Annotated in this window: 19 protein-coding genes; 14 read left to right on the forward strand and 5 right to left on the reverse strand. The window is 45.6% G+C overall.

Annotated features, from left to right (window positions below; genetic code table 11):
- Nucleotides 1–172 precede the first annotated feature (172 nt).
- From GWO68_RS03155 to rpiB, 3 genes are read left to right on the forward strand one after another with little or no spacing between them, the layout of a single operon-like run.
- A complete protein-coding gene (locus GWO68_RS03155) occupies nt 173–1,447 on the forward strand; it encodes a serine hydroxymethyltransferase (protein WP_162344955.1) in 1,275 nt (424 codons plus the stop codon).
- A gap of 17 nt (nt 1,448–1,464) precedes the next feature.
- Nucleotides 1,465–2,304, forward strand: coding sequence for a twin-arginine translocase subunit TatC (gene tatC / locus GWO68_RS03160; RefSeq protein ID WP_162344956.1), 840 nt, complete (start codon nt 1,465–1,467; stop codon nt 2,302–2,304).
- Nucleotides 2,304–2,741, forward strand: a complete 438-nt coding sequence (rpiB, locus tag GWO68_RS03165; protein ID WP_162344957.1) for a ribose 5-phosphate isomerase B — start codon at nt 2,304–2,306, stop codon at nt 2,739–2,741. Before tatC ends, rpiB begins: the two co-directional genes overlap by 1 nt.
- A 10-nt stretch (nt 2,742–2,751) precedes the next feature.
- Here rpiB and GWO68_RS03170 read toward each other — a convergent pair whose 3' ends face one another.
- Entirely contained in the window at nt 2,752–4,155 is a 1,404-nt protein-coding gene (locus tag GWO68_RS03170) for a hypothetical protein (protein WP_162344958.1), read from the reverse strand.
- Nucleotides 4,156–4,256: 101 nt separating this feature from the next.
- Here GWO68_RS03170 and rbfA point away from each other — a divergent pair, with 101 nt between their 5' ends.
- The 8 genes from rbfA (at nt 4,257) to GWO68_RS03210 (ending at nt 13,555) form a co-directional block, all read left to right on the forward strand.
- The gene (rbfA, locus tag GWO68_RS03175) at nt 4,257–4,664 is read left to right on the forward strand and encodes a 30S ribosome-binding factor RbfA (RefSeq protein ID WP_162344959.1); all 408 of its coding nucleotides are present in this window, start codon (nt 4,257–4,259) and stop codon (nt 4,662–4,664) included.
- Between the two features lie 24 nt (nt 4,665–4,688).
- Complete coding sequence (locus GWO68_RS03180; RefSeq protein WP_162344960.1) at nt 4,689–5,498, forward strand: class I SAM-dependent methyltransferase; 810 nt, start codon at nt 4,689–4,691, stop codon at nt 5,496–5,498.
- A 93-nt stretch (nt 5,499–5,591) separates the two neighbouring features.
- The gene (locus tag GWO68_RS03185; protein ID WP_162344961.1) at nt 5,592–6,815 is read left to right on the forward strand and encodes an ABC transporter permease; all 1,224 of its coding nucleotides are present in this window, start codon (nt 5,592–5,594) and stop codon (nt 6,813–6,815) included.
- A gap of 175 nt (nt 6,816–6,990) precedes the next feature.
- Nucleotides 6,991–9,918 (forward strand): DEAD/DEAH box helicase, encoded by a 2,928-nt coding sequence (locus tag GWO68_RS03190; protein ID WP_162344962.1) that lies wholly within the window; start codon nt 6,991–6,993, stop codon nt 9,916–9,918.
- Between the two features lie 220 nt (nt 9,919–10,138).
- Nucleotides 10,139–10,579, forward strand: a complete 441-nt coding sequence (locus GWO68_RS03195; protein WP_162344963.1) for an SRPBCC family protein — start codon at nt 10,139–10,141, stop codon at nt 10,577–10,579.
- A 66-nt stretch (nt 10,580–10,645) separates the two neighbouring features.
- The gene (crtD, locus tag GWO68_RS03200; RefSeq protein ID WP_162344964.1) at nt 10,646–12,127 is read left to right on the forward strand and encodes a 1-hydroxycarotenoid 3,4-desaturase CrtD; all 1,482 of its coding nucleotides are present in this window, start codon (nt 10,646–10,648) and stop codon (nt 12,125–12,127) included.
- Nucleotides 12,124–12,804, forward strand: coding sequence for a carotenoid biosynthesis protein (locus tag GWO68_RS03205; protein WP_162344965.1), 681 nt, complete (start codon nt 12,124–12,126; stop codon nt 12,802–12,804). Before crtD ends, GWO68_RS03205 begins: the two co-directional genes overlap by 4 nt.
- A gap of 142 nt (nt 12,805–12,946) precedes the next feature.
- The gene (locus tag GWO68_RS03210) at nt 12,947–13,555 is read left to right on the forward strand and encodes a TetR/AcrR family transcriptional regulator (RefSeq protein WP_162344966.1); all 609 of its coding nucleotides are present in this window, start codon (nt 12,947–12,949) and stop codon (nt 13,553–13,555) included.
- Nucleotides 13,556–13,611: 56 nt separating this feature from the next.
- On the opposite strand, the gene GWO68_RS03215 is transcribed toward GWO68_RS03210, so the two are convergent.
- Together GWO68_RS03215 and GWO68_RS03220 are read right to left on the reverse strand one after the other, a co-directional pair.
- Entirely contained in the window at nt 13,612–13,854 is a 243-nt protein-coding gene (locus GWO68_RS03215) for a DUF6952 family protein (protein ID WP_162344967.1), read from the reverse strand.
- Nucleotides 13,855–13,856: 2 nt separating this feature from the next.
- A complete protein-coding gene (locus tag GWO68_RS03220; RefSeq protein ID WP_162344968.1) occupies nt 13,857–14,177 on the reverse strand; it encodes a thioredoxin family protein in 321 nt (106 codons plus the stop codon).
- A 299-nt stretch (nt 14,178–14,476) separates the two neighbouring features.
- On the opposite strand from GWO68_RS03220, the gene prfA reads away from it, so the two are divergent.
- The 3 genes from prfA (at nt 14,477) to GWO68_RS03235 (ending at nt 17,654) form a co-directional block, all read left to right on the forward strand.
- The gene (gene prfA / locus GWO68_RS03225; RefSeq protein WP_162344969.1) at nt 14,477–15,553 is read left to right on the forward strand and encodes a peptide chain release factor 1; all 1,077 of its coding nucleotides are present in this window, start codon (nt 14,477–14,479) and stop codon (nt 15,551–15,553) included.
- 183 nt (nt 15,554–15,736) lie between these two features.
- Nucleotides 15,737–17,113: a right-handed parallel beta-helix repeat-containing protein gene (locus GWO68_RS03230; protein ID WP_162344970.1), complete on the forward strand. Its 1,377-nt coding sequence runs from the start codon at nt 15,737–15,739 to the stop codon at nt 17,111–17,113.
- A 112-nt stretch (nt 17,114–17,225) separates the two neighbouring features.
- Nucleotides 17,226–17,654, forward strand: a complete 429-nt coding sequence (locus tag GWO68_RS03235; RefSeq protein WP_202923652.1) for a secondary thiamine-phosphate synthase enzyme YjbQ — start codon at nt 17,226–17,228, stop codon at nt 17,652–17,654.
- 1 nt (nt 17,655) lies between these two features.
- Here the strand turns inward: GWO68_RS03235 and GWO68_RS03240 are convergent, their stop codons facing one another.
- A complete protein-coding gene (locus GWO68_RS03240; protein WP_162344971.1) occupies nt 17,656–19,170 on the reverse strand; it encodes a M43 family zinc metalloprotease in 1,515 nt (504 codons plus the stop codon).
- A gap of 111 nt (nt 19,171–19,281) precedes the next feature.
- Nucleotides 19,282–19,857 carry a DENN domain-containing protein gene (locus tag GWO68_RS03245; RefSeq protein WP_162344972.1) on the reverse strand — a complete coding sequence of 192 codons (576 nt, stop codon included), beginning with the start codon at nt 19,855–19,857 and terminating at the stop codon, nt 19,282–19,284.
- Between the last annotated feature and the right edge of the window lie 4 nt (nt 19,858–19,861).

Here is a 19,861-nt window from a genome sequence, read left to right on the forward strand (position 1 = left end):
AGGTACCTTAGAAGTGCCTGGTTTTTTGTTTTAGGGCAATCAACGTATAGAATACCCGATTTATAAAGCGATTAAATCCGATTGCTTTACTCGCAGCGTATATAAAGTTCTTAATCATTGGTTTATTGCGGGGCATGCTTTAATTTTGAATGATCATAATTCCACTAAAACGATGCAGAAAGACACCGCTATATTCGACCTTATTGCTAAAGAAAAAGCCCGCCAAATACATGGTATAGAGCTTATTGCCTCTGAGAACTTTGTTTCGGAACAGGTAATGCGTGCTATGGGCAGCGAAATGACCAACAAGTATGCGGAAGGCCTGCCTGGCAAACGGTACTATGGCGGCTGTGAAATAGTAGATCAGTCAGAGCAATTGGCTATTGACAGAGCAAAGGAGTTATTTGGAGTTGAGTGGGTAAACGTACAGCCTCACTCAGGGGCGCAGGCAAATGCAGCTGTTATGCTGGCTGTTTTGCAGCCCGGCGATAAAATTCTTGGTTTCGACTTGTCGCATGGTGGTCATTTAACACATGGTTCCCCGGTTAACTTCTCTGGTAAACTATACCAGCCTTCTTTCTATGGTGTAGAGCAGGAAACAGGCCTGATCGATTTTGACAAAGTTGTAGAAACTGCCAGAAGAGAAAAACCAAAACTGATAATCTGTGGTGCTTCTGCTTATAGCCGCGATTGGGACTATAAAAAACTGCGTGCCGCTGCAGACGAAGTAGGAGCCCTGTTGCTAGCCGATATCTCGCACCCATCAGGCCTGATAGCAAAAGGTTTGCTGAATAACCCGTTTGAGCATTGCCATATTGTTACAACTACTACCCACAAAACATTGCGTGGCCCACGTGGCGGTATGATTATGATGGGGAAAGACTTCGAGAACCCATTTGGCTTAAAAACTCCGAAAGGCGAAACACGCATGATGTCATCGTTATTGGATGGTGCTGTATTTCCGGGTACACAAGGCGGGCCATTAGAGCATGTGATTGCAGCTAAAGCAGTAGCATATTTTGAAGCTCTGTCTGATGACTATTTAGGTTATGTGAAGCAGGTGCAGCAAAACGCACAGGCTATGGCAAAAGCATTTGTAGAGCGTGGCTATAATATCATATCTGGCGGTACTGATAACCACATGATGCTGATCGATCTTCGCTCAAAAGGCTTAACCGGTAAACTAGCAGAGAACACATTGGTTAAAGCGGATATCACGATTAACAAAAACATGGTGCCGTTTGATGACAAATCTCCGTTTGTAACGTCTGGCATGCGTGTTGGTACGGCTGCTATAACTACGCGTGGTTTAAAAGAGAATGACATGATGCGTATAGTTGAGCTGATAGACGATGTGCTGATGAACCATGAAAATGAGTCGAAGCTTACCGCTGTTCGCAACGAAGTAAATAACTGGATGCAGCAATACCCGCTGTTCGCTTACTAATTACTGGATTCTAATTGATGGATCAACAATTCCTGGATGAGGAACCGAAAGAGATGTCCTTTGTGGACCATCTCGAAGAGTTGAGATGGCATCTTATAAGAGCGGTCGCCTCTATTGTAGTATTTTCGATTATTGCTTTTCTAGCCAAAGATATTGTCTTTCATGACATTATACTGGCCCCTGCCCGCACAGACTTTTTAAGCTATAGACTGCTGTGTGAGTTTGGCCAGTCGCTTGGCATGGATGCATTTTGTATAGACGAGATAGGCTTTACGTTGCAAAGCAGGCAAATGAGTGGGCAGCTGTCCATGCACATGCTTGTTTCGGGGGTAATAGGATTGGCTTGTGCTTTCCCATATGCTTTCTGGGAAATATGGCGATTTGTAAGTCCGGGGTTATATCAACAGGAGCGAAATAACTCGCGCGGTGCAGTTTTCTTTGTATCCGTTTTATTCATATTAGGTTTGCTGTTCGGATACTTTGTGGTGTCGCCCATATCTATCAATTTCCTGGCAGGGTATCAGGTAGACCCATCTATTGTAAACGAGTTTGACCTGAACTCCTATGTTTCTACGCTCACAACACTTTGCCTTTCTTGTGCGCTGATGTTCCAGATGCCGGTTATAGTATTCTTCTTTACAAAAGCGGGCCTGTTGTCGCCGGAAGTAATGAAACTATACCGCAGGCATGCTATTATCGTAATATTGGTTGTAGGCGCTATTATTACCCCTCCGGATGTTGTCAGCCAACTGCTGATATCTATACCACTGGTAATGCTTTATGAAGCAAGTATATTGGTGTCGCGCTATATCCGGAAAAGTGATTTAAAGAAACTGAACGAAAACAATACGATCTGATGGCTTATATTATAGCAATAGGTGGCGACCATGCTGGCTATACTTACAAAAAGATGCTGATTAAACTGCTGACTGAGCTTGGACACCAGGTGCAGGATTTTGGACCAGGTTCTGAGGCGTCTGTTGATTACCCGGACCATGTGCATCCTTTAGCAAAAGCTATAGTTAATAAAGAAGCGGATTATGGGATACTTATTTGCGGAAGTGGTAACGGAGTAGCCATGACGGCTAATAAGTACAAACAAATAAGAGCCGCCCTTTGCTGGAAGCCCGAGTTAGCTAAACTTTCGCGGGAGCACAACGATGCAAACGTACTATGCATACCGGCCCGTTTTGTTTCGGAAGAGGAAGCCGAAGAAATGGTAAGGGTTTTCCTGAGTACAGCATTTGAAGGTGGCCGACACCAGAACAGAGTAAACAAGATTGCCGACTGCTAAGCAGCGGCAATTATTGTTTTAGCTCATAAATGTTAGGCTGTGCGGTAGGGTTATACCTGCCGAAAACAGCTGGAATTTTATACTTCAGCTCTTTCATTAACCCAGCCTCATCTATAATGTAAGCTGGCATTTCTACTTTCAGGTTAAGGTAGATATTATACACCGCGTCATATTCGTTGAGGTTACCAAAGTCTTGTTGCGCCAGTTGCCAGTTCAGGTATGGAGTGGCTGGTTTATTTTGAAGGTAATACTTGGTCTGGTTTCCTAATACAAGTACAGATTGACCTTTTGGTGCTTCAGGTAAAGAGGTTTCGGTCAGTAACTGCGAATCGGAAAGCTGCAGCAGGTTGCTGATCCCAAACAGGTCGCGGTAGCGAATAAGCAGCGTGCCCACTAAAAGTAACACAAAAGCGACGCTAAGCATCCACTTCTTCACGCTGATGCTGAACAAATACTCCCCAAAATAAGCAATAGCAGGTAGCAGCAGTAAAAACGTGTTGGCTGAGATCTCATCGCGGGTAATGATGAGGATGATACTGACCAAGAGCCAGATCCACATTACCTGCTGGAATTTAACCTGGAACACCAATCGCTGCGGCAGCGATAAGCTTGATAAAACGGCAAACAGAAGAACGATTAAAGGTAACGCCATTAACTTGGCCAGATCAGCGGGTGGCAAGGCTAAGGCAACTTTAAACTGCCAGGGGCGCAGCAAGTGCATGGTGGCAAACTCATCCAGGGTGCCGGTGTAAAAATAAAAAGTAAGCAGCACGGCATACGGAAACAAGAACCCGCAAAGCATGAGCAGTATACTCCGGAAGGTATTAGAGGCAAAAAGCAGCACCGCAAAAACACCAACTGCCAGGTATAAGCCAAGCGGCAAATAACACAAAGCGGCCAGGCCAAGTATAAATCCGCCCACAAAAAGCCGGTTACTCTCAATCCCCTCTCTTGAAACTGTAATCAGATACGGCAACGAAAGTATAACAAAAGTATGGCCTATAAGCAGTGGTGTCAGCATCCCGAACTCATAAGTTATACTTCCGAGAACCAGGTATAGCAGGGCTGGTATATACGTGCGGGTGGCAAAAACCTGGTGGCGGTTAAGTATAAAGTTAAAAGTTAGGGCCTGCACCAACACTAACGTAAGCGCAACTATACGGTAAGCTAACACAGATCGTCCCGTTATCAGGTCTATAAGCCAGTAAACCATGGCAGAAAGCGGCGCCGTGTTATCGTAAATCTGCTGGTACATGGTATACCCGTCAGCCATGCGCTCGCCTATCAGCATGTATAAAAGCTCCTGTACCGTGCCAGATGTAAGCAACAGGTATAAAGGCAACTGAATAGCCAGAAACAGGAAAACCAGCGATGAAAGTCGGGAAAGTCGTACGCTTCTGAAGTAACTAACCAAGGAAAGAGAGAGTTAGAGAGAACTATAAACCTGTGCGCCCGAAATGAATAAGGCGCTTTTGGGGTAAAAATGCGAAATTAATATGATATTTGCATCTTCGTATGGAAAGTAAAAGACAACAGAAATTCTCACGCCTGATACAAAAAGAGATGGCGGAAATCTTTCAGAGAGAGACCACGCACCTTTTTGGCGGTGCCTACATCTCTGTAAGTACCGTTCGGGTATCTCCTGACCTGGGCCTGGCACGCATTTATTTAAGTGTAATGCTGGCACCTAACAAGGAGGAACTGCTGCAGGAGCTGCGCGTGAACACCAAAACAATTCGCCATTTTCTGGCACAGCGCATTAAAAGCCAGGTAAGGGTTATACCGGAACTGGTATTTTATTTGGATGACAGCGCCGATTATGCTGCAAACATTGATAAGCTTTTCACTGGAATCGAGATTCCGCCAGCAGATAAAGACTACAATACAGACGACTATATCGAGGACATCGATAACGACAAATAACAGCTATAGTTCCTACTCACCCTTATGCATTACGACCCAATAAAGCGGGTGCTTGGAGATGTTTTCAACAAAACTCCGTTCCTGCGTCGTGTATTTTTTAACCTGTTAGATTTATTGCTGCTGCGTACCTGGCATGTGCACAAAGAGCTGCGCCAGTGGGCCGGGAACCGCCGTAATCAGGAGCAAAACATTTTAGATGCCGGTGCCGGCTTCGGGCAGTATACGTACCATTTATCCAGCATGAGCCCGAAGTGGAACATACTGGCTGTAGATGTAAAAGAAGAGCAGGTGTCGGATAACAACCAGTTTATGCGCGCGCTTGGCCGCCAGAATGTGCTGTTCAAGATCGCTGATTTAGTGCACTTCCGCCAGCCCGAGAGCTACAATCTGATCCTTTCGGTAGACGTGATGGAGCATATCCTGGAAGATGTGGATGTGTTCAAAAACTTCTATAGTTCGCTAAAGCCGGGCGGCATGCTGCTGATCTCTACACCATCGGACCAGGGTGGCTCGGATGTGCACGGCGACGATGAAACATCTTTTATAGAAGAACACGTGCGCGATGGCTACAACATAAACGAAATACAGGATAAACTACGCACGGCAGGTTTCAGTAAAATGGAAGCACGTTACTCGTATGGCAAGCCAGGACAGATTTCCTGGAGGTTATCGATGAAGTACCCGATGCTGATGCTGAACACCTCGAAATTGTTCTTTATCCTGCTGCCGTTTTACTATCTTGTTACGTTCCCGTTCAGCCTGGTACTTAACTGGTTGGATGTGAATAATACCCATGCATCTGGTACCGGCCTTATAGTAAAAGCCTGGAAATAGATTTAATTGTTGAATGGCTGATTGTTAAATTGTTGATCGGGAATATTAGAAAGAGCAATTTAACAGTTTAACCATTTAACCATAGTTAACTAAATGAACGTCCCTTTTCTCATAGCAAAGCGCTACTTCTTCTCTAAAAAGAAGCGGAACATCATCAGCATTATATCTAATATTGCGATGATAGGCGTAGCTGTGGGCTCTATGGCGCTTATTATAGTTCTGTCTGTTTTTAACGGGCTCGAGGATCTCATCCGGAAAATATACTCCAGTTTTGACCCTGACCTGAAGATAACTATAGTTGAAGGCAAGGCTTTTGAAACAGACACCGAGTTTATGAACCGAATACGCCGGATGCCGGGCGTGGCGGTGGTTTCGGAAGTGATTGAAGATAATGCCCTGCTGCGTTACAACGACCGCCAGATGGTGGTGAAAATAAAAGGCGTAAGCGAGAATTTCTTTCAGCAGAACGATATAGATACTTCTATAGTTGAAGGTGATTACCACCTGATAAAAGACGACACCTACTATGCTTTGGTGGGCCGTGGGGTGCAATTCCAGTTATCTATAAAACCGGGCAGCCAGTTTGTGCCGATGCAGTTTTTATACCCGCGCAACACTAAGTTTAACCCCATGAACCCCGAAGGGGCCTTTAACAGCATTCCTATATTGCCGGGTGGGGTGTTTGCCATTGAGCGCCAGTACGACGATGCCTATGTATTTGTGCCCCTAAACTATGCTGCCGAGTTGCTGGAGTATGGCCGCAAGCGTACCGCCCTTGAGATTAAAGTAGAGGATGGCTACCGCATAGAGCAGGTAAAACAAGCATTACAGAAGCTACTGGGCGAAAAGTTCAGGATACAGAACAGCGACGAACAACATACCAGTTTGCTGCGGGCTGTTAAAGTAGAAAAGCTTTTTGTATTCGTGACGTTTGCTTTCATACTTTTCATTGCCTCGCTTAACATTTTCTTCTCCCTTTCGATGCTCGTGATAGATAAGAAGAAAGACATTGCTATACTTGCCTCTATGGGTGCAACGGCTACCACTATCCGGAACATCTTCTTAATGGAAGGCGCCTTGGTGGCTTTTATCGGTGCGGCTTATGGGCTGTCGATGGGTATGTTGATCTGCAATCTGCAGCAGACATTTGGTGTGATATCAATGGGGATGGCGACGTCGCTGGTTGAGGCCTATCCTATTAAAATGGAAATACAGGACTTTGTATTTACCGGTGTAGCTATAGTTGTGATTACGCTGCTGGTTTCTATCAGGCCGGCACGCAAAGCTGCTGCTATGTCTGTTACCGAAAATATTTAACCCCACCCCACTTACTTTACTATAGTTACTGCCCTGGCGGCAGGCAATTTTTAAACATTAGCCTGATACTTCAGGTTATTGACTGAAAAATTGCTTTCTGGCCCCTGAAAAGCCCGATTTTGATAGGTTATGACCTTTAAAATGGATAGATTCGTGGCCCGAAATAGAATCTGTAATGAAAGTTTTTACCACGCAGCCTTTTCAGGTAGTTTATTCCCTTTTCGAACACGAGTACCTGGGCTATTTGTTCGAGTCTTTTGTGGTGCAGATAAACTCGCGTGGGCAGCTTACTTTACAGCACCAGAACATATCAGCTAAAAACGCTTCAGAATTTGCCTCCCGCCTCGATGCAGATGACTTTAAGTTGATGCCACTGATTGACCAGATTCAGCAGGACGCCGTGCTTAAGCGGTTTTCGCCTAAAAAAATGTCTCCCGTAGATTTCTTTTTGAAAGTATACGACCCTGAAAAAGGAGATAAAGCTCTGCAGGAAACTATAAGCCACTACATACAAGGGCGCATGGGCAAAATACTGGAGCTGCTGCGTACCAAGCAGACCTTTATTATGGGCAAAGATGGCGAACCTACCTGGCGCAAAGTTTCTATTGCCCCCGAAAAAGCATCGGTGCTGTTCCACTTCCACCGGCAGCAGGATGGCAACACGCATTACTTCCCAACTATAAAGTATGCCGGCCAAAAGCTGGAGTTCATGTTTAAGAACGCCGCCCTGATCTGTTATGAGCCTGCGTGGCTGATGCTGAATGGCGTGATTTATAGTTTCGAGAAACCTATTGATGGGAAAAAGCTACAGCCTTTCCTGAATAAGCGGCAGATCATTATACCGCAAACTATAGAGGATAATTATTTTAGCAAGTTTGTTGCCCCACTGCTGGAGTCGTTTGATGTTTATGCCACTGCTTTCGAGATCAGGAAGGAAAAGTATAGCCCTACACCGCAATTAGTTTTCTCAACTATAAAAGCGGCCAACGTACCCGGCCTGCTTGCCCGAACCCAACCTGATACCAAAATAGACCGCGAGCCTGATAAGATACTGTTTGAGCTAAGCTACAAGTATGGCGACCAGGAAGTGCAGGCTGCTGAAAATAAAAAGATAAGTGTAAGCCTCGAAAAAACGGCTGGTAACTATGTTTTCCATAGGCTGGTGCGCGATGCCGTGCGCGAGAAAGAGCTTTGCAAAGAGCTTAATGCGCGTGGCCTGGAGCTGAAGAGTGGCAAAACAGTGCTGGAAAAAGGCGCTGCCTTTGCGTGGTTAGGCACTCATATTACTGAGCTGGAAGAGAAAGGCTATACGATAAAGCAGTCTGATGTAAGCGGTAAAAATTACTTTATCGGCGATGTGGCCGTGGAAGTAGGCATAACCGAGAAAAACGACTGGTTCGATATTTACGGCATTGTGCGGTTTGGGGAGTTCGAGATTCCGTTTATAAAGCTGAAGAATAATATCCTCACCAAAAATAACGAGTTCCTGTTGCCAAACGGGCAGGTCGCCATTATTCCGGATGAGTGGTTTACGCAGTATATTGAGTTGTTTGCTTTTTCGGAAGGCGAAGACCAACTGACACTGCGCAAGCACCACATGGCTTTGGTAAACGACCTTTATAATGGCAATCTGGCTACGGTAACTATGAGCCGCAAGCTGGAAAAGCTACGCGAGTTCGAAACCATAGAAGACCACCCATTGCCAGCAGGATTTAAAGGCGAGCTGCGCCCTTACCAGAAAGCTGGCTACAACTGGCTGCATTTTGTGCAGAACTATAAGTTTGGTGGCTGCCTTGCCGATGACATGGGTTTGGGTAAAACAGTGCAAACGCTGGCCATGCTGCAACACCGCAAAGAACATGGCGCTGAGTCGGCTACCTTACTGGTAATGCCTACCTCGCTTATCTATAACTGGCTGTCCGAGGCGCAGAAATTTACACCGGATTTGCGCGTGCTGAGCTATACCGGCACGTACCGCAACAAAGATATGGCGCAGTTCCAGGACTATGATGTGGTGCTTACATCGTATGGCATTGTGCGCCTTGATGCAGAGTTACTGAAACAATATTACTTCGATTATATTATCCTGGATGAGTCGCAGGCCATTAAAAACCCGGATTCGACAACGTCTAAAGCAGTTCGCTCGCTTAAATCGAAACACCGGTTGATACTTACCGGCACGCCTGTTGAGAACAGCACCATGGACCTCTGGTCGCAGATGTCGTTCATTAACCCTGGCTTGTTGGGTAACCAGCATTTCTTCCGGAAGGAGTTTTTGAAGCCGATAGAGAAAAATAAAGACGAGCAGAAAACCCGCAAACTACACGCACTTATCAAGCCATTTATACTTCGCAGGCATAAATCGCAGGTAGCAAAAGAATTGCCTGAAAAGATTGAGCATACTACCTTCTGTAAAATGACGGAAGAGCAGGAACATGCTTACGAAGAAACAAAGTCTTATTACCGCAACAAGATACTGACCAACCTGGAAGAGAACGGCCCAGCCAATACACAGTTTATGCTCTTACAGGGTTTGATGAAGCTGCGCCAGATCGCGAATCACCCCCTGATGGCTGACCCGAACTATGAGGGAGAGTCTGGCAAGATAAAGGAGGTGTTGCGTATGACAAAGAATGTAGTTGGTAAAGGGCATAAAGTTTTGATATTCAGCCAGTTTGTGAGGCACCTGGAGATTGTGCGCACTGCCCTGGATGAACGCGGTATAACCTATGCTTACCTGGATGGTAACACCCGCAACAGGCAGGAACAGGTTGCGCTATTCCAGAACGATGAAACTATACAGGTATTCCTGATATCGCTGAAAGCAGGTGGTGTGGGCCTAAACCTGACAGCTGCCGACTATGTGTTTATACTTGACCCTTGGTGGAACCCGGCTGTAGAGGCGCAAGCCGTTGACAGGGCACACCGTATCGGGCAGCAGAACACGGTATTTACTTATAAATTCATCACCAAAAACTCGGTAGAAGAAAAAATTCTGGCCCTGCAAAACCGCAAACTGCAACTGGTAAACGACCTCATCAGCACCGATGAAAACGTGATCAAGAGCCTGACCAGAGAAGATATTGATAACCTGCTCAGTTAAATTGATGATCTGATAAACAAAAAGGCCGCTGCAACTATAAATGCAGCGGCCTTTTTGTTTGAGTTAACTATAACTTTTATAGTTGCAGGTAGTTAATCATCAAATACCGTCATTTGTCATGTCTAGGTCAGGAGATATCTATTCAGAATTCTAATTACATTTATCGCAGCACTCGAAATGACAGATAAGCGATTGATAACCAGCAATCAGCCAGCACCAAATGCAGATCCATCTTAAAACCAACGTTGCGCAAAACTATAGGCAGGTGTTTGAGGCTTTTGATGAGCAGCTATTCCGGAAACTGGCGCCGCCTTACCCAAAACTGAAACTGATACGGTTTGATGGCTCGGAGCCCGGCGATGTGGTGGAAGTGGAGTTGCAGACAGGCATAAAATCTTTCCGTTGGACCAGCATGATAACCGAGCGAACTATAACTGAAAGAGAAGCCTGGTTCATAGATGAAGGCCAGATCCTTCCGTCTCCGCTCAAACTATGGCACCATAAACACCTGGTTACTGCTAACAGCACAGGCACTATAATCCACGACATTATAAACTATAGTTCAGGTAATAAGGTGTTAGATTTGGTGCTTTACCCTTTCATGGTGGCGGCATTTGGCATGCGCAAACCAATTTACCAGGGGGTATTTGGGAAACTATAAATCCCGAAAACCTTTCTGTTCTGTTTCAGTTTAGCACACAGGAAGTATAAATCTGTAAATTAAGGAATGGCAACAGCAGCAGTTATAGGGGCAGGCATTGGTGGCATTGCAGCAAGCATCCGGCTGGCTGTAAAAGGCTACGATGTTACTGTTTTTGAAGCCAACGAAAGCTTTGGCGGCAAGATGCACGAATTCTGGCTGGGCAACTATAGGTTTGATGCCGGGCCCTCGCTGTTTACGCTGCCGCATTTGGTAGATGAGCTTTTTACCCTTGCTAACCGAAACCCAGCAGATTATTTTACCTATACCCGTTTAGACCCGATCACGCATTATTTCTGGCCCGATGGCAGTACGTTAAAAGCCTACGCCGACCCTGAAAAGTTTGCTAGTGAAGCAGAAAAGCAACTAGGTGTACCGCAGCAAACCGTACGTCAGGCCCTGAACAAAAGCGCGCGGCTTTATAAAGGCACCGCCGATACCTTCCTGCACAAATCGCTGCATAAGCTGGATACTTACCTGAGTGCGGATGTACTGAAATCGTTGCAATGTTTGCCTGACCTGGGTTTGACAACTACAATGCACGAAGCCAACTATAGTTTGTTTAAAGATACAAGGTTTGTGCAGCTACTCGACAGGTTTGCGACCTACAATGGCTCTGACCCTTACCAGGCACCGGCTACACTCAATATCATTCCACATTTAGAGCATGGCATTGGCGCTTTTTACCCTAAAGGTGGCATCTATAGTATAGCGGCAAGTTTGGTAAAGCTAGCAGAAGAGTTGGGTGTGGAGTTTAAGTATAATGAGAAAGTAAAGCAGATTACAGTGCGTGGCAGCAAGGTAACTGGCCTGCAAACTGCAAAAGCAAAATATAGCGCCGATGTGGTTGTGAGCAACATGGATGTAATGCCAACATACCGCAAACTTCTGCCTGGCCAGCCAGCCCCCGAAACTACGCTGCAACAACCTCGTTCCAGTTCGGCGCTCATTTTTTACTGGGGCATAAAAAAAGAATTTCCGCAACTGCACCTGCACAACATCTTCTTTAGCCAGGACTATAAAACCGAATTTGAACATATTTTTCAGCACAAAACTATAAGCCCCGACCCTACGGTGTATGTAAACATTACCTCTAAACTGGAACCGCAGGATGCCCCAGCCGGCAGCGAGAACTGGTTTGTAATGGTAAACGTGCCACACAACCAGGGGCAGGACTGGCAAGAACTAACTGCCGTTATACGTGAAACAGTAATCCAAAAACTGAGCAAGCAGTTAAACACTGATATAAGAGCGCTGATAGAACAGGAACAGGTATTGGACCCGCTAACTATAGAAAGCCGAACTTCGTCGTTTGCAGGTGCGCTTTACGGAAGCAGTTCTAATAACAGGTTGGCAGCGTTCTTACGGCATCCTAACTTTAGCAATAAACTTAAGGGTCTATACTTTTGCGGCGGCAGCGTGCATCCGGGGGGTGGCATTCCGCTTTGTTTGTTGTCGGCTAAAATAGTGGCGGACCTGGCTCCTGCAATTAAACAACACGAATCATGATCAGAACGATAGAAGATAACGCTACAACTGTAACCAATAAGCCTGCTCGGGCGATAGGTTTCTGGGTTTGCCTGGCTGTGTTGGTTATTTTTCATGCAGTTGGTTTCTGGGGATTGATGTTCAGCGGGCGGCCTATGTACTTTCAGGAGCTTACACCGCTTAATCTGTTGCTTACCAATGCACTGCTTTTTAGCCTGCACCGCACCTGGAATGCGCAGTTTTTAGTTTTTGCCGTAGTCGTAACTATAGCCAGCTTTCTGGCAGAGGTACTAGGTATACATACCGGTCTGCTTTTCGGAAACTATAGTTACGGCGCCGCGCTGGGCCTGAAACTATGGGATGTGCCTCTCCTGATCGGGTTAAACTGGCTTATGCTGGTGTACAGCACCGGAACTATAGTTACTACTTTAAAAGTAAACCCGGTTGTAAAAGCGTTGGCTGGCGCAGGATTGATGGTGTTGCTTGACTTTTTCCTGGAGCCCGTAGCCATGCGTTTCGATTTCTGGGTCTGGCAGGACGGCGTTATACCTGTATCTAATTTTGTAGGCTGGTTTGGGCTGGCGTTTCTGTTGCAGCTATATTTTCATACTATTGCCGTATACAAGCAAAACCCGTTGACACTGTTTGTGTATTTGGTGCAGTTATTATTTTTTATCGGGTTGTACCTGATGCTTTAAACTTAAAGAAAGCAGGGTGTGTTGTGCGCTTGTACTTACCGCAAACTATATCTAATTTGCAGGCAGGTAATTATACCGGGTACAGTGTTCGTGCCTGCTTTTAATGACGATGCTAAATGCTTTTGCTGCTACAGATAAAGGAATGACATTTTTAGAAACAATACTGGGGGAAATACTGCAGCTTTTTAAACGTGAAGGAATAGAAGCTAATTCGGAAGCCGACATTATCCGGAAGCTGGATATCAGGCAATCTACCTACCACGAGCTTTTTGCCAGTAAGCAGGACATGGTTTTACAAGTAGTAAGGTATGATATTGAGCAGCAGAACCAGAAGCAGAAAGATCTACTGAAAACGGCAAATAACCCGGTAGAGGAAATTATGCTACTGCTGGCCGATGGTATTAAAAGCATGAAGGAGATAAGCCCGGTGTATATCGCTGACCTGCAACTATACCCTGAGGCATGGCGTGCAAGCCTGGAGAATGTAACTAATAATAACCAGCAGGTAAACGCTGAAATTCTGAACAGAGGTATTTTGCAAGGTTATTTCCGGAGAGATATCAACCTGCAGCTGGTAACCAAAATTATCCTGGAGCAATTCTTCATGATGATAAACCCAGTTGTTTTTCCGCCAGATAAATATGACCTAGCAGAGGTTTTCAGGAGCATTTACCTGTACTATGTGCGCGGTATCTGCACCGACCATGGTGGCAAAATAGCCGAAGAGTTTTTCGCCAAAAATAACTTATAATAACAAAGGCCCGGAAGTTAACCCCGGGCCTTTATTGTTATAGCATAAACAGGTTTTTAGCTGATAGAGACGCGTACCTTTTTAGTGTACTCGCGCAACGATGTTTTAAAGTCTTCGCCGGTATCCTGCATGTGGTTCAGAATCCAGATGGCGGCTAAAATATGTGTCAGCTGCTCGCCTTCATCCTCTCCTTCTACTTCAATCGCTAAAGGTTGCTCATCAATAATAGCAGCTTCTGCAGCCATTAACGCATCTACTTCCTGTGTTTCTACTAATTTTTTAATCGCGGGTATCTTCATAATCAAGCGTCCAGTTTATGAATAAGTGAAAGAACAGCCTCTTCTTTGCTGGCGGCTATAGTATCAACTAATTTACCATCTTTAAAAACGGCAAAGAAAGGCAAATTGGTAACGCCGGCCATTTTACGTGCCTCGGGGCTGGTTTCTGCATTCACATCTACAAAGGCAATGCTGTTAAACTGCTCATCGTCTGACAAACGCTTGAACTTAGGAGAGAACAAACGGCAGTTGCCACACCAATCGGCGTAATATTTTACCAGAACTTTTTTGTTTGAGCTTACAATGCTCGCAAAATCATTATCTGTTGCTTTTATAACAGCCATGTCGTATCGTTTATTTTTATGCGTAATTAGGTTTAAGACTACTTATAAACTCCTGTCAAAAGTAAATGTTTCAACTGAAAGTAAAGTAATAGGTTAGATAGATTTAATTTATGGCTTTATAGCTTTTGTCTATAATAGTAGTAGCTATAGTTGACAGTACCATTCTGAAACTATACGCAAGGGTTTAAAGTTATAGCTTTGAACTCATAATGATGTTACAATTACAGGATGTGGCAAAATGGATATAAAAATCTAGACGCCAATTTTGTATCTTTGCAGCCAATAACCAGAAAAACCCGATGTTAGATAAATTAGAAGCCATAAACCAGCGTTTTGAAGAGGTAAGCCAGTTGCTTATTCAGCCGGATGTGGTCAGCGACATGAAGAAGTATAAGGCGCTGAACAAAGAGTATAAAGACCTTGATAAGATTGTAGTTGAATATAAGAAGTACCTGAACATCCTGAGCAACATCGACAATGCCAAGCAGGTAATTGCTACCGAAAAGGATGAAGATTTCAGGGAGATGGCAAAGGAAGAGCTGGATGAGCTACTGCCGCAGCGTGAGGCGATGGAAGATGCCCTGAAAGAGCTTCTGATACCAAAAGACCCGAACGACAGCAAAGATATTATCATGGAAATACGTGCTGGTGCTGGTGGCGACGAGGCTTCTATTTTTGCCGGCGACCTTTACCGTATGTATACCCGCTTTGCCGAGAAAATGGGTTGGCGTACCGAACTGATCGATGCGACAGAAGGGACATCGGGCGGTTATAAAGAAATTATAGTTGGCATGTCGGGTGAGGACGTGTATGGCAAACTGAAATTTGAGTCGGGTGTGCACCGCGTGCAGCGTGTACCAGCCACTGAAACGCAGGGCCGTATCCATACATCGGTAGCTTCAGTGGTTGTATTGCCTGAGGTGGAGGAATTTGACATTGAGCTGGACATGAACGACATCCGTAAGGACCTTTTCTGTTCTTCAGGCCCGGGTGGTCAGTCGGTAAACACGACGTACTCTGCTGTTCGTTTAACGCACTTACCAACAGGCCTTGTAGCCCAGTGCCAGGACCAGAAATCGCAGCTAAAGAACTTTGATAAAGCATTAGCGGTACTTCGTTCGCGTATTTACGAGCAGGAGCTTGCCAAAAAGCAGGAAGAAGAAGGCGCGCAGCGTAAGTCCATGGTTGGCGGTGGCGACCGTTCTGATAAGATCCGTACCTACAACTATCCGCAGGGCCGTGTTACCGATCACCGTATCGGGTACACTGTTTACAACCTGCCAAACGTAATGGATGGTGGTATAGAGAACTTTGTAGAAGAGCTTCGTATTGCAGAAAACGCCGAAAGACTGAAAGAAGGCGCAACAGCAGAATAATTGCTGTAACAGCGATAAACTATAAAAGGATGCAGGAAGGCAGAATCGCCAAAACTGCATCCTTTTTCTTTTTAATTGTTAAATTGTTTGATGGCTAAATGGTTAAATTGCTGAACTGTTGTATAAGAATAGCTCTAAATCTATAGTTTGAGATAACGAATAAAGAATAACGAATAACGAACCTTGAGATACCTGCTCGCCATCTTGCCCCTGCTGTTTCTGCTCTCAATGTTTAGTTGCGAGCCGAAGGACGAAGTGCTGACGACAGACCCGGGCGCTATACTTGAGTTTTCGCAGGATACGGTTTTGTTCGATACTGTTTTTGTGACGCAGGGAAGTGTAACCAAGCGGCTGAAAGTTTATAATCCTAACAAAAAGGCTGTCCGCATCAGCAACATTACATTGGTAGGTGCTGCAGCATCTCCTTACAACCTCATCATTAACGGCCAGGAAACTATAGTTCGCAATAACCTCGAGCTACGTGGCAAAGACAGCCTGTACATTCTGGTTAAAGTAAACATCAACCCCAACGATGTAAACTTGCCATTCCTGGTAGCCGATTCTATCCTTTTCGAAACAAACGGGCAACGGCAAACTATAAAACTGGTAGCTTACGGGCAAAACGCCGTTTTCCATAGGAAAGAAACGATAGGAACCACCACCTGGACCAGCGACCTGCCACACGTGTTACTGGATACTGTTTTGCTGCGCGAAGGAGCGACACTAACTATAAATAAAGGCGCACGCATTGTGGCTGGTAGTAAAGGCGTGTTGCTGATTAATGGCACATTAAACGTAAATGGCACCCCTGAAGAGCGCGTAACATTTATTGGCTACCGTCGCGAGCCGGAATATGTACGGGCTCCCGGGCAGTGGGAAGGAATCCGGATACTGACCAAAAGCAGCAACAATAGCATTAAGTACGCTGATATCCGGAACACAACTTATGGATTGCGCATTGGTAACCCGGGTAAAGGCGGTACGCTGGTTGAAGGATGCATCATCTCACATGCGTTTCTGGATGGTATCATCGCGTTTACGTCGGATGTGCAGGTTATAAATTCGCTGATTTATAATTGTGGGCAGTTTGGTTTTGGTGGCTTGGGGGGTGGCAACTATGAAGTGCTTTACTCCACTATCGTAAACTATAACAACTCGCTTCCCCGCGAGAACTCTGCTTTTGTAGTTACAGATTACATCCCGGATACCGAGATAAAAGATAAACCCACAAGCCTGCGACTGGTAAATACTATCGTTTATTCAGATAACTTTAGTGCCGAAGATGAGCTGTTGCTGGACGTAAAAGAAGGTACAGGTCTAGACATTGCTAATAACCTGCTGCGCACCGCAAAGTATAAAGATGCGCTGAACAGGAATGGCAATATCCTTAACAAAGAGCCTAAATTTAAAGATATCGGCAAATTTATTTTCAGGTTAGATACACTATCGCCAGCCAGTAATGCAGCCAGGGTTTTGCCAACTATAACCAAAGATATTACCGGCACAAATCGCCATGCCACTACTCCGGATATCGGCGCCTACGAACGAACGATAGACTGATTTGGAGTTAGAAAGTTAGAAAAGGGTAAGTTAGAAAGTTAAAGACCCTCTAACTCAAAAACTATAAATCACTTTCTAACATTCTAACTTACCAACTTTCAAACTATAAAAAATGATTTGGCACCAGAAAGAGATACGATTACCGGCTGTGCAGCGGGGTTTCCATTTGATAACAGACCTGATAGAAGCCCAGTTGCCTGAGTTGGAGGATATTAAAGTAGGATTGGCGCACATCTTTATAAGACATACCTCGGCAAGCTTAACTATAAACGAAGATGTTGATCCCACTGTGCGCCAGGATTTTGAAAGCCACTTTAACCAAATGGTGCCCGAAAATGCCAGCTACTATCGCCACACCTCCGAAGGACCTGATGATATGCCTGCGCATTTAAAAGCAGCCATATTGGGTAGTTCGGTAACAGTGCCCATCACTAACGGGAAGTTTAACCTGGGAACCTGGCAGGGCATTTACCTGTGCGAGCACCGTAACCATGCCTCTAAACGCTGGATAGTCGTAACCTTAACCGGCACAACAGCTTAATTTACCGAACTATAGTTACTTTTTTAGTTTCTGTTCCTGCTGAGCTGGTAATGCGCATAAAGTATACACCACTTGGCAGGTTTGCTGTGCTCAGTTCGGCGGTTCTGGTTGTTACATCCTGGCTAAGCATTACTTTTCCTACCCTGTCTATCAGTTCCACGTGGCGCAGCTCTACATGGGCTGGCTGTTCTATTATAACATGGTCTTTAGCCGGAACCGGGTAAACAGTTACTTCAGTTGGAGTTACTTCAATAAACTGGCTTTTGGTTTCGGTGCTGCTCATCTGGGTGTTTGAGATGGTCAGGGTAACTTTATACTTGCCGGGTTTTTTGTAGGTAACAGTTGGGTTCCGGTCTGTAGATGTTGCCGGTGTGCCGCCTTCAAATTCCCATAACCAGGTTGTAGGCTTCACTCCGACTGATTTGTCCTGGAAGTTCATTGCTTCGCCGGCCTGTATCAAAGCTTCGGTAGCAGCTTCAAAGTCGGCACGCAGGCCACCGTTACAAGCCACCGATATCAGCAGTTTGCTCCTGGACGAATTTAGCACCGCCTGCATATAAGCGATCTGGTCATTGGTAAACATATTCATGCAGGCATCGTTGCTGTAATCCATGTAATTCTGCCACATATCGCCGTAAGGGCCGTTCTGGCACGAAACTATAGTTCCGGTTGGGCAGCCATAGTTTGGCTCGTACTGGTTTGGGGTGTCGTCTATGCCATCCGAATCGGAACAGGAAGCGTTGCCAGTGCCCCAGATATGCTGCAACCCAAGCCAGTGGCCAATTTCGTGTGTGGCAGTGCGGCCTTTGTTATATTCCCAGTTAAAGGGATTGTATGGGGCGGCACCAACTGTTTGGTAATGCAGCACCACACCATCGTATTGTGAAGAGGATAAAGCACCCGGGAAAGTAGCCCAGCCCAGCACATCGTCCGAAATATTGCCTACCCAGATATTCAGGTACTGGTCGCGGTCCCAGGCAGCGGCTCCGCCTCTATCCTGGCGCTTAATGTTATTGTTGGCAACACTAAAAGAACTGGCTGTAGTTTTGGTGCGGGTAATGCCATTGGTCAGTTCGCCGTTAGGGTCAGTAGAGGCCAGGCAAAACTCTATGCCGGCATCGCCAGCCAACGATGCAAAGTGGCTGGGAGTGTTTACTTTATCAGCATTCGTTCTCCTGAAATCGGCATTAAGTACAGCAAGCTGCGAATAGATCTGCTCATCCGAAATATTTTGGGAGGCGGCATTATACACCACATGGAACACTACCGGAATAGTAATGCTACCAGCCCGGCGCATTTCCTGCCCTTTCTTCTGTTTGCTGATGTAGTGCTGTGCGACCTCTCTAGCCTGCTGCTGTAGTTGCTTTATACCGGGCCGTAGTTGCTCCAGTGTTTCCTGGTAGGCATCAGTTGCGCAGGTGCGGCCTTTTGGCTGGGTAACAGGAGTAATTTGGCCAAACCCCGGCAATGCTGCAAATAACAGCAATGCAAAGCATACAAGTGCACGAAATCGCATGAGAGGAGTGTAAAAGTATAAAATAAAATACGGTTAAAACTGAAGCAGGATAAAGTACAAATCTATAAAAATTATAGTTGTTAGCGCGCTTTGTGCAAGGCTTTTATGTGTTTATAGATTAGCCTGAACGCTGTAATGCAACGAATCCCCGAAGATCAGTTTTTGTACGCCTGTAACCTGGTAACTTTCGAGGTTGCCGCTTTGCGGGTTTGCGTCAAGCATAGCTTTCCGGCGGGAGTAAAATAAAATGTTCTGGTCCAGTAATGTGGCTTCCAGGTGCTGTACTTTCTTTTCGGGGCTTAGAACTAAGTATAAATGTTCTACCGGTGCTTCAGCATCCTGCTTTTTAAAGTAGGTTACAGCTATGCTGCCATCTGGTAGGGACTCTTCCTCACGGGTGTAGTATTCGCGCAGGGTTGGCTTGCTGATATCGGCTTCTTCAAAAACGGTAAGCTCTTCATCCCAGTTCAGGCTGTCGGTCTGTAAGGTTTCGGCTGGTTCGTTTTCTGTCTGCACTGATTTAAGTACAGCAGGCTGCGTAGCCTGCAGGCGTTGCTTTTCCTGCTGTACATAAGCCGTCAGGTTATAGTAGTCATCGTCGGCAGAAGTACTGCGTGGCACAGGCTGCTCGCAGGCTACCAGCGCCAGAACTATACTTCCCAATAAGACTAAACTATAGTTTCTCACAGGT

Origin of the sequence: Pontibacter fetidus, assembly GCF_010119545.1 — a bacterium.
GTDB lineage: Bacteria > Bacteroidota > Bacteroidia > Cytophagales > Hymenobacteraceae > Pontibacter > Pontibacter fetidus.